Below are 13,688 nucleotides of genomic sequence, written 5' to 3' on the forward strand. Positions count from 1 at the left end.
GGTTTCCTCTAAAAAATTTGGCGTATGCAAAGAAATTTTGCGTAATTAATGAAGTAGACCCCATGATCAAGCGGTCAGAAAGTTGGCACGATCCTTGCATAACATATGGATGAAGATGAACCCAATTGAAAGAAGCTACCTTACAGAAGGAGGAATAGATGATGACGACACAGACAAATGAATTGATTCAACAAACAGAGCAATATGGAGCGGCAAACTATCATCCGCTGCCAATTGTCATTTCAGAGGCTGAGGGAGTGTGGGTGACAGACCCTGAAGGCAATCGATATATGGATATGCTGAGTGCGTATTCCGCAGTGAACCAAGGACATCGCCATCCCCGCATTATTGAAGCGCTCAAAAAACAGGCAGACCGCGTGACGCTCACCTCGAGAGCCTTTCATAATGATCAGCTTGGTCCTTGGTATGAAAAAATTTGCAAACTGACGAATAAAGACATGGCACTGCCAATGAATACAGGTGCTGAGGCTGTAGAAACCGCTGTAAAAGCAGCGAGACGCTGGGGCTATGATGTGAAAGGAATCGAAGAGAATCGTGCAGAAATCATTGCGTGTGTTGGCAATTTCCATGGGAGGACGATGACGGCTGTATCTCTTTCCTCAGAAGCAGAATACCAAAGAGGTTTCGGCCCAATGCTTCCTGGAATTAAGCTAATTCCTTACGGAGATATTGAAGCGTTACGTGAAGCGATCACACCACAGACAGCGGCTTTCCTCATTGAGCCGATTCAAGGAGAAGCGGGGATTGTCATGCCGCCAGAAGGCTTCTTGAAAGAAGCCAAAACGCTTTGTGAGCAAGAACATGTGCTGTTCATTGCGGATGAGATTCAAGTGGGGTTAGCACGAACAGGTAAGATGTTTGCGTGTGATTGGGAAGACATTGAGCCAGATATGCTGATTCTTGGGAAAGCTTTAGGCGGCGGAGTATTCCCAATCTCGTGTGTTGTAGCAAACCGCGATATTTTAGGCGTGTTTAACCCTGGTTCTCATGGGTCTACCTTTGGAGGAAATCCTCTTGCGTGTGCAGTGTCGCTTGCTGCACTGGATGTTTTAATCGACGAAAAGCTTGCAGCACGCTCTATGGAGCTTGGTGAATACTTCAAAGACAAATTGGCACACATTCAAAGTCCTGTGATTAAAGAAGTGCGCGGCCGCGGACTATTTATAGGAATGGAGCTGACAGAGGCAGCTAGACCTTATTGTGAAAAGCTGAAGCAAGCAGGTTTGTTATGTAAGGAAACCCATGAAACAGTCATCCGTTTTGCACCACCACTGACCATTTCAAAAGCAGATTTAGACTGGGCGATTGGTCATATTGAAGCACTGTTTCAAGCTTAAATGGCAAAGGGGGAGGAAGCTTCACTTTCTCCCTTTCTTTTTCAACGAACAGCGAATTTTGTCAAAGGATGCTGAATAGAAGAGGGAAAGTGGGGAAGTGGATTTGATGCAAGAACAGCATAATGAACTAGAGCGTTCCATGAAAAGCAGACATCTCTTTATGATTGCCTTAGGCGGCGTCATCGGTACAGGGCTTTTCCTTGGGTCAGGGTTGATTATCCATCAGGCAGGACCGGGGGGAGCCATTCTATCGTTTATCATTGGCGGATTTTTAATGTATTTGGTCATGCTCTGTCTTGGAGAATTAGCAGTGGCGATGCCAACAGCCGGTTCCTTTCAGGAATATGCAACCAAATATATAGGCCCGTCCACAGGCTTTATGATCGGCTGGCTGTATTGGTTTAGCTGGGCGTGTACGATTGGTCTGGAGTTTACATCAGCAGGCATATTGCTCCAAAGGTGGTTTCCAGATATTCCGGTTTGGCTCTGGTGTCTAGCATTTAGCGTGATATTATTTGCCGTGAATGCCATCTCTGCTCGCAGCTTCGCTGAAACGGAGTTTTGGTTTTCAGCCATCAAGGTTGCGGCCATCCTATTGTTTATTATCATCGGAATTGGCGCAATTTTCGGAATGATTCATTTAAAAGGCGGAGAACCAGCCCCTTTATTTCGTCATTTGACGGATCATGGCGGACTATTTCCTAATGGTGTTTTTGCTATTTTATTAACCATGGTCACGGTCAATTTCTCCTTCCAAGGAACAGAACTTGTAGGGATCGCAGCAGGTGAGAGTGAAAGCCCTGAAAAAACATTGCCTCGATCAATACGGAATATTATTTGGAGAACGATGGTCTTTTTCGTTTTATCAATTGCGGTTCTAGCCGCACTTCTTCCATGGCAGACAGCAGGCGCTGTCGACAGTCCGTTTGTGGTCGTGCTGGACAAGGTCGGCATCCCATATGCTGCAGATTTCATGAATTTTATTATCATCACAGCTGTCTTGTCTGTAGCAAACTCTGGATTATATGCATCATCACGTATGCTCTGGTCGCTTTCAAAGGACGGGAAAGGACCTGCCTTTACGAAAAAGCTGTCCAAGCGTAAAATCCCGATCAATGCATTATTGGTGACAATGGGTGTATCCGCTCTATCTCTGCTCACAAGTATTGTGGCACCAAAAACGGTGTATGTGTGGCTTATTTCGATTTCTGGAATGGTTCTTGTTGTGGTGTGGATGTCCATTTGTTTGTCTCAATATTTCTTTAGAAAACAATTCATAAAAGACGGGGGAGATGTGAAGGATCTCGTCTTCCGTACACCGCTCTATCCATTTGTCCCACTAGCAGGCTTCATCGCATTTGGCATCGTGCTCATTAGCTTATTTTTTATCGAGGATCAGCGGATTGGCCTTTATTGCGGTGTTCCGTTCATGGCTGCCTGCTACATCATTTATTATCTCAAAATCAAACCGAAGGAAGAGGCAAAGCGTTTCGCCGAAGAGGAAGGAATCCCAAAAACATAAAAGACGACTATATCAAAAAAGTGTGTATGCGGACCTCTTACGCATGCACACTTTCATTGATGAATTCATTCAATATAGAAGAAAATAAAATATTTCGAAAAGAAAAATCATAGCAAGAACCTTGATGGCAAGCAGGCTATGGGTGAAAATGTGTCTATTTTTTGTCTAAATGTGTTTGTAATAGTTGAAAATGCAAGATGATCCTGTTAAAATAATTAAAGAAAGCAGGGATTGATTTTTTTTGGCTGTGGCGGGACGTTTTTTGTCACAGTGGGACGTTTTTAGTCCAACGTGAAAAGAAAGGGTCGTTAGCCATGAATCGTTTATTGGAAGCTCAAAAAAAATTATTGCCAGATCTTCTCATCGTTATGCAAAAACGCTACGACATTTTGCAGTACATCAGATTAGCTGAACCAATCGGCCGCAGAAGTCTTGCGACGAGTCTTGGTCTCAGTGAGCGCATCTTAAGAGCTGAAGTTCAGTTTTTAAAAGAACAAAATCTGCTGGATGTCAAAACGAGCGGCATGATGCTGACGAGTGAAGGCCACGCTTTGCTTGAAATGCTTGAAGGAATGATGAAAGACGTTTTAGGTTTAACCTTTTTGGAAAATACATTGAAGAGGAAGTTAGGCCTAGAAGAAGTCGTGATCGTTTCTGGTGACAGTGACGAATCCCCGTGGGTGAAGCAAGAGATGGGAAGAGCTGCTGTCCAATGTATGAAAAAAAGGTTTACTGGAAATAATATCGTCGCCGTCACTGGCGGAACGACGATGGAAGCCGTTGCCGAAATGATGACCCCTGATGCCAAAAACAGAGACATGATGTTTGTCCCTGCGAGAGGCGGTCTTGGGGAGAATGTAAAAAATCAGGCAAACACCATTTGTGCCCACATGGCTGAAAAAGCTTCCGGTACTTACAAACTGCTGTTTGTTCCAGGACAGCTGTCAGAAGGTGCTTACTCTTCCATTATTGAAGAGCCGTCAGTCAAAGAAGTGCTTCAAACGATTAAATCATCCACGATGCTCATTCATGGAATCGGTGAAGCAAAAACAATGGCGATGAGACGAAACACACCAGCTGAAGATTTAAAAAAGATTGATGAGCATGACGCAGTGACAGAGGCCTTTGGCTATTACTTTAATCGTGATGGTGAGGTCGTCCACAAAGTGCACTCCGTCGGCATGCAGCTAGATGATTTAGAAAGCATTCCACACATCATTGCTGTTGCAGGTGGATCATCAAAGGCAGGGGCCATTGAAGCTTATTTCAAAAAACCCCGCCGAACGGTTCTCGTCACAGACGAAGGAGCCGCAAAAGAGTTATTAAGGGAGTCAATTGATCCCTCAATATAAAACATTGTGACCTATAAAAGGAGGAAACATCATGGCAGTAAAAGTCGGTATTAACGGATTTGGACGTATTGGACGTAACGTATTTCGTGCAGCATTAAACAATCCTGAAGTTGAGGTAGTAGCGGTTAACGATCTAACAGACGCTAACATGCTTGCACACCTTTTACAATATGACTCTGTTCACGGAAAACTAGATGCAGAGGTTTCTGTAGACGGTACGAACTTAGTAGTGAACGGTAAAACAATCGAAGTATCAGCTGAGCGTGACCCTGCGAAATTAAGCTGGGGTAAACAAGGCGTAGAAATCGTTGTTGAATCTACTGGATTCTTCACAAAACGTGCAGACGCTGCAAAACACTTAGAAGCTGGCGCTAAAAAAGTCATCATCTCTGCTCCTGCTAACGAAGAAGATATCACAATCGTTATGGGTGTAAACGAAGACAAATACGATGCAGCTAGCCACGATGTCATCTCTAATGCATCTTGTACAACAAACTGCTTAGCTCCATTTGCAAAAGTACTTAACGATAAATTTGGTATCAAACGCGGTATGATGACAACTGTTCACTCATACACAAATGACCAACAAATTCTTGATCTTCCGCACAAAGACTACCGTCGTGCTCGTGCAGCTGCGGAAAATATCATCCCAACTTCTACAGGTGCTGCGAAAGCTGTTTCACTTGTATTGCCTGAACTTAAAGGTAAATTAAACGGTGGCGCTATGCGTGTTCCAACACCTAACGTTTCTTTAGTTGACCTTGTGGCTGAATTAAACCAAGATGTAACTGTTGAAGATGTAAATGCAGCACTTAAAGAAGCAGCTGAAGGAGAACTTAATGGAATCCTTGGCTACAGCGAAGAGCCATTAGTATCTGGTGACTACAATGGTAATGCAAACTCTTCAACAATTGATGCTCTTTCTACAATGGTAATGGAAGGCAGCATGGTGAAAGTCATTTCTTGGTACGATAACGAGAGTGGATATTCTCACCGCGTTGTTGACCTTGCAGCTTACATTGCAAAACAAGGTCTTTAATTTGTCACACTGAAGGAACTCACTTGGTTCTTTCCTATAGACACGATATAATGAAGACGGACAAGGGAAGGGGAAGCATCCCTTTCCCTTTTTCTCTGTTTTTATCCGTTCTGCACGATTTCTCGTTTTGATGAGGGCAAAATGGGAAAAGGATAAAGAGAGACTTGTCCAATGCGTAAGGAAACCAGAATAAAGGAGGATCTCCTGACGAGCATGAATAAGAAATCAGTAAAAGACATTGACGTAAAAGGTAAAGTTGTGTTCTGCCGCGTAGATTTTAACGTTCCAATGAAAGACGGAAAAGTGACGGATGATACTCGTATTCGCGCAGCATTACCAACGATTGAGTATTTAACAGGACAAGGCGCAAAGGTACTACTAGCTAGTCATTTGGGTCGTCCGAAGGGTCAAGTTACTGAAGAACTGCGTCTGACACCTGTAGCGAAACGTCTTCAAGAGCTTCTTGGACAAGAAGTGAAAAAAGCGGATGAAGCTTACGGCGACAACGTGAAAAAGCAAATCTCTGACTTAAAAGAAGGAGATGTGCTAGTGCTTGAAAACGTTCGTTTCTATCCTGGTGAAGAAAAGAACGATCCTGAATTATCAAAAGCATTTGCTGATTTAGCCGATGTGTATGTCAATGATGCATTCGGTGCTGCACACCGTGCACATGCATCCACTGCTGGTATTGCAGCATATCTTCCGGCTGTTTCTGGCTTCCTCATGCAAAAAGAGCTTGAGGTTCTAGGAAAAGCCATTTCAAACCCTGATCGCCCATTTACAGCGATTATCGGTGGCGCAAAAGTAAAGGATAAAATCGGTGTGATTGAAAGTCTTCTTGATAAAGTGGACAACCTCATCATCGGCGGCGGACTTGCTTACACATTTGTGAAAGCACTAGGCCACGAAGTAGGAAAATCTTTATTAGAAGAAGACAAAGTCGATTTAGCGAAATCCTTTATGGACCGTGCAAAAGAAAAAGGCGTGAACTTCCTGATTCCAACAGATGTTCTGGTAGCCGACGACTTTTCAAATGATGCGAATACAAGCATTGTGCCAATCTCTGAAATTCCAAGTGATCTAGAAGCACTTGATATTGGAACAGAGACAATCGGCAAGTACGCTGATGTGATTAAAAACAGCAAGCTTGTTGTTTGGAACGGACCAATGGGTGTATTTGAAATCGACGCATTCGCTAAAGGAACAAAAGCAATCGCAGAAGCACTGGCAGAAGCAAAAGATACATATTCTGTCATTGGCGGTGGAGATTCAGCAGCAGCTGTTGAGAAATTTGGTCTTGCTGATCAGATGAGCCATATTTCTACAGGCGGCGGCGCTTCACTTGAATTTATGGAAGGCAAAGAGCTTCCAGGTGTTACTGCATTAAACGATAAATAAGACCAAAACTGCTATAAGGAAGTGTCAATCATGAGAAAACCAATTATAGCTGGGAACTGGAAAATGAACAAAACACTTGGCGAAGCGGTTAGCTTCGTTGAAGAAGTCAAGTCATCCATTCCATCTCCTGACAAAGTGGAAGCAATTGTCTGTGCGCCATCTCTTTTCCTTGAAAAGCTAAACAGCCTTTCTAACGGAACAGACCTTAAAATTGGTGCACAAAACATGCACTTTGAAGAAAATGGTGCATTCACTGGTGAAATCAGTCCTGCTGCGCTAAAAGATCTTGGCATTGGCTACTCAGTGATCGGTCATTCAGAGCGCCGTGAATTCTTCGCTGAAACAGATGAAACAGTGAACAAAAAAGCACATGCTGCATTCAAGCATGGCATCGTTCCAATTATCTGTGTAGGTGAAACGCTTGAAGAGCGTGAAGCTGGCAAAACAAATGAACTTGTCGCTGATCAAGTGAAGAAAGCACTAGCTGGTTTAACAACTCAGCAAGTTTCTGAATCTGTTATTGCATATGAGCCAATCTGGGCGATCGGTACAGGGAAATCTTCTACAGCGAAAGATGCAAACGACGTTTGTGCGCATATCCGTCAAACGGTTGCAAGCGAATATGGTCAAGAAGCGGCAGACAGCCTTCGCATTCAATATGGCGGAAGCGTGAAACCTGCGAATATTAAAGAATATATGGCAGAATCCGATATTGACGGTGCTTTGGTAGGCGGCGCAAGCTTAGAACCTCAGTCTTTCGTTCAATTATTGGAGGAAGGTCAATATGAGTAAGAAACCAGCTGCATTAATCATCTTAGATGGATTCGGTTTAAGAGGCGAAACAGTTGGTAACGCTGTTGCCCAAGCAAAGAAACCGAACTTCGACCGCTACTGGAACGAATTCCCGCATCAAACCTTAACGGCTTCAGGTGAGGCAGTAGGCCTCCCACAAGGTCAAATGGGGAACTCTGAAGTTGGACATTTGAACATCGGTGCAGGACGCATTGTGTATCAAAGCTTAACAAGAGTGAATGTTGCCATTCGTGATGGGGAATTTGAGAAAAACGAAACGTTCCTAGAGGCAATGACTTATGCAAAAGAGAATGACAAGGCCCTTCATTTATTCGGTCTCCTGTCAGACGGCGGTGTGCACAGCCACATCCAGCACCTTTTTGCCTTGCTGAAACTAGCGAAAAAAGAAGGCTTAACAAAAGTATACATTCATGGCTTCTTGGACGGACGTGATGTTGGTCAAAAGACAGCCAAAGTGTACTTAAAACAGCTTGAAGAACAAATCAAAGAAATCGGTGTCGGAGAAGTGGCAACACTTTCTGGACGCTATTACTCAATGGACCGTGACAAACGCTGGGATCGTGTGGAGAAAGCATATCGCGCGATGGCGTATGGTGAAGGCCCAAGTTATCAAAACATCTATGATGTCGTTGATGACTCCTATGAAAATGGAATCTACGATGAATTCGTTATTCCATCTGTCATCACGAGAGAAAATGGTGAGCCAGTTGCAAAAGTAAACGACGGCGATTCTGTGATTTTCTATAACTTCCGCCCAGACCGTGCAATCCAAATTTCGAACACCTTCACAAATGAAGATTTCCGCTCGTTTGATCGCGGAGAAGCACATCCGAAGCATTTACACTTCGTCTGCTTCACACACTTCAGTGAAACGGTTGATGGCTATGTTGCCTTCAAACCAGTGAATTTGGATAACACAGTAGGAGAAGTGCTAGCGCAAAATGGATTGAAACAGCTGCGGATTGCTGAAACAGAGAAATATCCTCACGTGACGTTCTTTATGAGCGGTGGACGTGAAGAAGAATTTCCTGGTGAAGACCGCATCTTGATCAATTCGCCAGATGTGGCAACCTATGACCTCAAGCCAGAAATGAGCGCTTATGAGGTAAAGGATGCACTTGTTGCAGACATCAATGCTGACAAGCATGATGCGATCATCCTGAACTTTGCTAACCCGGATATGGTTGGTCATTCAGGTATGCTTGAGCCAACAATCAAAGCCATTGAAGCAGTAGATGAATGCTTAGGAGCTGTTGTCGACGCAATCCTAGCAAAAGGCGGACATGCCATCATCACGGCAGACCACGGTAACGCAGACGTGCTGATTACTGAAGAAGGAAAGCCGCATACTGCACATACGACAAACCCTGTTCCAGTCATCGTAACGAAAAAAGGTGCAACGCTTAGAGAAGGCGGCATTCTAGCCGATCTATCTCCAACGCTTTTAGACTTACTTGGTCTTGAAAAACCAAAAGAGATGACAGGAACATCATTGATTCAGAAATAACAAATTGATTCAAAAGGAGAGAAATAACGATGCCATACATTGTTGACGTATATGCACGCGAAGTATTAGACTCCCGCGGTAACCCAACAGTTGAAGTAGAAGTTTACACAGAATCTGGCGGCTTTGGCCGTGCACTAGTACCAAGTGGTGCCTCTACTGGTGAATATGAAGCAGTAGAACTACGTGACGGAGACAAAGACCGTTACCTTGGAAAAGGTGTTCTGACAGCTGTAAACAACGTAAACGAAATCATTGCACCAGAGCTTTTAGGCTTTGATGTAACTGAACAAGTAGCAATTGACAAAATGTTAATCGAACTTGACGGAACAGAAAACAAAGGGAAATTAGGCGCAAACGCAATCCTTGGCGTATCTATCGCTGTAGCACGTGCTGCTGCTGATTTCTTACAAATTCCACTTTACCAATACCTTGGTGGATTCAACTCCAAAACGCTTCCAGTGCCAATGATGAACATCGTCAACGGCGGAGAGCATGCGGATAACAACGTAGACATTCAAGAATTCATGATTATGCCTGTAGGTGCACCTAACTTCCGTGAAGCACTTCGCATGGGCGCACAAATCTTCCATAGCCTGAAATCTGTATTAAGTGCAAAAGGCTTAAACACAGCTGTAGGTGACGAAGGTGGATTCGCTCCAAACCTTGGTTCTAACGAAGAAGCACTTCAAACAATCGTTGAAGCGATTGAAAAAGCTGGTTTCAAACCAGGTGAAGAAGTGAAACTTGCAATGGATGCTGCATCTTCTGAGTTCTACAACAAAGAAGACGGTAAATATCATTTATCAGGCGAAGGTGTTGTGAAAACATCTGCTGAAATGGTTGACTGGTATGAAGATATGGTATCGAAATACCCAATCATCTCGATCGAAGACGGCCTTGATGAAAACGACTGGGAAGGTCACAAACTATTAACTGAGCGCCTTGGCAGCAAGGTTCAGCTAGTAGGAGATGACTTGTTTGTGACAAACACGAAGAAGCTTTCTGAAGGAATCAAAAACGGCGTTGGTAACTCAATCCTAATCAAAGTAAACCAAATCGGTACATTAACTGAAACATTTGATGCAATCGAAATGGCAAAACGTGCAGGATACACAGCTGTTATCTCTCACCGCTCTGGTGAAACAGAAGACAGCACAATTGCAGACATCGCTGTTGCAACAAACGCTGGACAAATCAAAACAGGTGCTCCGTCTCGTACGGACCGTGTGGCGAAATACAACCAATTACTTCGCATCGAAGATCAATTGGCTGAAACAGCACAATATCATGGCATTGCAACATTCTATAACTTGAATAAATAATGCCAGCAACGCGCTGCGTTCCGCTCTTATAAAAGAGTGGGCGCAGCGTTTTTTTTTGTTGAATGAGATCCCGCAGCTGTTTCAATAGTCACATCCTATTTTTGTAAAAAGTCATCCTTCAGTCAGAGGGAAAGTGAGAAGATCCACCATTTATAAGCAATAGATCATGAAAAATCGACTAAAAATATGATCTGAAATGAACTTATGCTTTCTGTAAGGGGGTGGTATCATTTTACATATATTAGGGGGTGATGAGATGCTGAATCCTTTTAGCCTTCGTTTTCCAGTAGGTGTGTATATGTATATTCTCCACCTACTGGCGGCATATGATGAAAGGAAGCAACGAATTCTAACTTCTAAGAATGTACAGAAAAACGCATTTTGGATTTATGTCCTTGCCGCTATATTGGGCATTATTTCACTTGGAGCATTGATTTGGGCATGTAAGACCTTTGGACAGGGCTCCAAATTTTTAGGAGAGTTCAAATTATTAGGCATGTACGTTAAAATCCAATGCGGTTTCTAACAGGGATGAGAACAGATGCAAGGTCATCTGTTCCATCTGAAACAAACGGAGGGATATGATGCTGACATTACAATTACAAGAAAAAACGTATAGCCGCACCTTCTCTCTCCGCCATATACAAATGAACGTGGAGAAAGGCCGGATGATGCTTCTTTTAGGGCATAATGGTGCAGGAAAGACAACGATGATTCAAGCTATGTTTGGGCTGACGCCATTTACTGGCTACGTTTCCTTACATGGTGAACAGCTGAACCTTCAATCCTCAGCACATATTTCCCTGTTGAAAAAACATGTTTCCTATATTCCTGACGATCATGCGTTGTTCGATTATTTAACACCGAGGGAATACTTTCAATTACTTCAGCTGCCACATGAGCAAGATGTCACACGTGAAGAGACCTTCACCGATTTGTTTGAGCTGAGTCCGTATATGGATCAGCCAATCGCTCAGCTGTCCCATGGCAATCAAAAGAAAACACAGATCATTTCGCAGCTTCTCAGACCGTGTGATTATTATGTGTTCGACGAGCCAACGAACGGACTTGATCCAGATATGATGATCATCTTAAAAAAGGTGCTCATGAAGCTGAGAGATCAAGGCGCTGGCATCCTGATTTCAACTCATCATTTGAGTTTTGGTGATACATTATATGATCATCTCATGATCTTAAGAAATGGTGACGTCAAGCTGAATATGTCCCGCCAAGAAACGAATGAGACATTTCCTCATCAGGCACTTGAAGAGATTTATAAAGAAGTAAATCGAGATTACTATATGCAGGTGGAGAGGTTACTCAATGATTTGGACACGACACGTTCTTCATAAAATAGAGTGGGGCATGCTGACAACGAAAGGAAAGCAGCTTGGAAAAAAGTATCCTTTGCAGCTGCTCTCAGCTGCCGTTTTTCTCTTGCTCATCTATGCGATATACGTTGTCATCAGCCTGCGCTTTTACATGCAGGCAGGTGAAAGTGAGCCAGCTGCGCTATATCTCCAATTTGTCAAAATGTCGCTCTTACTATTAGGAGCAGGGATTGTGTTATCCCGCAATAAACTGAAGCGCCAAGAATATCAATTCTACTTTTTGAACAGTGCGATACAAAGTGTACCCTTTGTCCTTTGTGCGTATTTCTTTCCAGTGCTTTTTTGCTTCCTCATGGCTGGACTGCTTTTTTTACCGATTGTATTAGGTCTTTTTATCACAGGTGTTACCCCATCTCTGTATTGGATCATCGTTGTCTGCATCACATGCGGCATATTGGCACTTTATACGCTCTCTTCATGGATGCTAATGAGGATCGGTGTAAGTTATTTCGTATCAAAAACAAAGGAGCATTTACTGCTACAAACAATCGGCTTTGCGACACTTCAAGTACTCATATTTCTTCTTTTTCAAAAAGCAGTGGAGATGATCCATGTATGGCCGGCTGTCTATCTGACGTTGCTGGTAATTCTTCTAAGCTCTGGCTGGCTATGGGGAAAGGGCTTAGCAGCTTGCTATGTTCATCAAATGTTTTTGCAGCTGAAAACAGAGGTAAAGTCATTTTCTTACCAGAAAATTAGGACGTACTCTTCCTTTCTGACGCATGTGCGGCAGGAAATGGTCTATTTCATCCGATCAACTGTTTTTAAAGAACAAGGCATTTTGTTCCTCTTTCTCGTTTGTTTGACGATTGGGCTGCCATTTGTTTTTACACCGGAAGAAACTGGCTGGCTGTATGCCTTTATTGTGCAGTTTGCGTTAAAGGAAATATTGATCATGCTTCCGCTGATGATTGGCAGAGAATATCATATCAATCAACGGGCCATCTTTATGTTAAATACATCAAAGGGCGTGTATATATTGCCAAGAATTTTATTTTATTACACAATCAATTTACTCATTTATTTTGTGTATATTGGCCTTGCTTATTTGGTGATCGGTATTGAAAGTGAAGGTCATGGCTTGGCGAGTTTGTCCATTTTATTCATGACTGTCATGGCAGCCTGTACGGGGTTTGTCGTGAAAATCAGTGATTTTAATAAACTGTTTGTCATCGTGATGATGATTGCTGTATTCAGCTTCATCGATATGCTTTTATTAGAGTGGCTGTCAGCTCATATGTTTCTTCTTGCCACCGCTTATCTGCTTGGGTCACTTACCTTTTTCAGTTGTATATATGCTGTGATGTTAAAAAGGCCGATATTGCGATGATGGGGCTTGTCATTAGTTTACTAGCGGTTGTGCTCATTCATGAACTCGGTCATATGCTGATGATCATGGTGTGTAACAAAGTCGAAAAAAGGCCGCTCTTTGATTTTGTGGTAACGATTGATTGGAAGCATGTGGCGATCGTCCATGAGACATTTGCCCGGCCGAGCTTTAATCTGATGGTGGCACTTGCAGGTCCGCTGTTTCCGGTACTCTGCTCAATTGTGCTTTTATTAACGTGGAAGCATTCGGTGAGTCATCAGCTGCTGTTTTTTTCTTTACTGAACACTGTGATGCTGCATCCAGCTTGCCCAGACGGGAAAAATATCACAGTCAGTTTAAAAGAGATGAAGGAGAGAAAGAGATGATCAAAGTATTTCATTCGTTTTCTAGCGGCTTAACACTTGCGATGCTGTATATATTTGCTGTGTTTATGACCCCTGTCTTTTTACTGCTATTAGAGGTCAATCATATCGAATCAAGTCCAACGCTGTTTGGTATGCCATTTTATATTATGAAAATTGAAGAGTATCAATTCAGCTCTGAGGCGACGCTTTTTGGATGCGTTGTCTGCTTTTTAGCCGGCGCTGTGCTTTACTTTTTCATTCAATATGTGATTCATGCTATGAAGAAACGAAGAGCATAAAAAAAGCAGGCTG

Annotated in this window: 13 protein-coding genes; all 13 read left to right on the plus strand. The window is 43.1% G+C overall.

The window, feature by feature from the left end; translation table 11 throughout:
• The first annotated feature begins 158 nt into the window (after nucleotides 1-158).
• The 13 genes from MHH40_RS13715 (at nucleotide 159) to MHH40_RS13775 (ending at nucleotide 13,675) form a co-directional block, all read left to right on the plus strand.
• The gene (locus MHH40_RS13715; protein WP_411431629.1) at nucleotides 159-1,358 is read left to right on the plus strand and encodes an ornithine--oxo-acid transaminase; all 1,200 of its coding nucleotides are present in this window, start codon (nucleotides 159-161) and stop codon (nucleotides 1,356-1,358) included.
• A gap of 106 nt (nucleotides 1,359-1,464) precedes the next feature.
• On the plus strand, nucleotides 1,465-2,880 hold the full coding sequence (locus MHH40_RS13720; RefSeq protein ID WP_050944204.1) for an amino acid permease: 1,416 nt from the start codon (nucleotides 1,465-1,467) through the stop codon (nucleotides 2,878-2,880).
• Between the two features lie 314 nt (nucleotides 2,881-3,194).
• Nucleotides 3,195-4,232 carry a sugar-binding transcriptional regulator gene (locus MHH40_RS13725; RefSeq protein WP_003212739.1) on the plus strand — a complete coding sequence of 346 codons (1,038 nt, stop codon included), beginning with the start codon at nucleotides 3,195-3,197 and terminating at the stop codon, nucleotides 4,230-4,232.
• Between the two features lie 31 nt (nucleotides 4,233-4,263).
• Complete coding sequence (gap, locus tag MHH40_RS13730) at nucleotides 4,264-5,271, plus strand: type I glyceraldehyde-3-phosphate dehydrogenase (RefSeq protein ID WP_003212811.1); 1,008 nt, start codon at nucleotides 4,264-4,266, stop codon at nucleotides 5,269-5,271.
• A gap of 213 nt (nucleotides 5,272-5,484) precedes the next feature.
• Entirely contained in the window at nucleotides 5,485-6,669 is a 1,185-nt protein-coding gene (locus tag MHH40_RS13735; RefSeq protein WP_003213359.1) for a phosphoglycerate kinase, read from the plus strand.
• 30 nt (nucleotides 6,670-6,699) lie between these two features.
• Nucleotides 6,700-7,461 carry a triose-phosphate isomerase gene (gene tpiA, locus MHH40_RS13740; protein WP_050944200.1) on the plus strand — a complete coding sequence of 254 codons (762 nt, stop codon included), beginning with the start codon at nucleotides 6,700-6,702 and terminating at the stop codon, nucleotides 7,459-7,461.
• Entirely contained in the window at nucleotides 7,454-8,989 is a 1,536-nt protein-coding gene (gpmI, locus tag MHH40_RS13745; RefSeq protein WP_050944194.1) for a 2,3-bisphosphoglycerate-independent phosphoglycerate mutase, read from the plus strand. The genes tpiA and gpmI overlap by 8 nt, the downstream gene beginning before the upstream one ends.
• Before the next feature lie 29 nt (nucleotides 8,990-9,018).
• Complete coding sequence (gene eno / locus MHH40_RS13750; protein ID WP_003212752.1) at nucleotides 9,019-10,311, plus strand: phosphopyruvate hydratase; 1,293 nt, start codon at nucleotides 9,019-9,021, stop codon at nucleotides 10,309-10,311.
• 256 nt (nucleotides 10,312-10,567) lie between these two features.
• Nucleotides 10,568-10,837, plus strand: a complete 270-nt coding sequence (locus tag MHH40_RS13755; protein ID WP_034620133.1) for a hypothetical protein — start codon at nucleotides 10,568-10,570, stop codon at nucleotides 10,835-10,837.
• Between the two features lie 58 nt (nucleotides 10,838-10,895).
• Nucleotides 10,896-11,663, plus strand: coding sequence for an ABC transporter ATP-binding protein (locus MHH40_RS13760; RefSeq protein ID WP_340901231.1), 768 nt, complete (start codon nucleotides 10,896-10,898; stop codon nucleotides 11,661-11,663).
• A complete protein-coding gene (locus tag MHH40_RS13765; RefSeq protein WP_340901233.1) occupies nucleotides 11,635-13,032 on the plus strand; it encodes a hypothetical protein in 1,398 nt (465 codons plus the stop codon). The genes MHH40_RS13760 and MHH40_RS13765 overlap by 29 nt, the downstream gene beginning before the upstream one ends.
• Entirely contained in the window at nucleotides 13,029-13,397 is a 369-nt protein-coding gene (locus MHH40_RS13770; protein ID WP_050944185.1) for a hypothetical protein, read from the plus strand. Before MHH40_RS13765 ends, MHH40_RS13770 begins: the two co-directional genes overlap by 4 nt.
• Entirely contained in the window at nucleotides 13,394-13,675 is a 282-nt protein-coding gene (locus tag MHH40_RS13775; RefSeq protein WP_003213050.1) for a hypothetical protein, read from the plus strand. Before MHH40_RS13770 ends, MHH40_RS13775 begins: the two co-directional genes overlap by 4 nt.
• Nucleotides 13,676-13,688 lie beyond the last annotated feature (13 nt).

It is taken from the genome of Bacillus sp. FSL K6-2431 (assembly GCF_038005165.1).
Lineage (GTDB): Bacteria > Bacillota > Bacilli > Bacillales > Bacillaceae > Bacillus > Bacillus pumilus.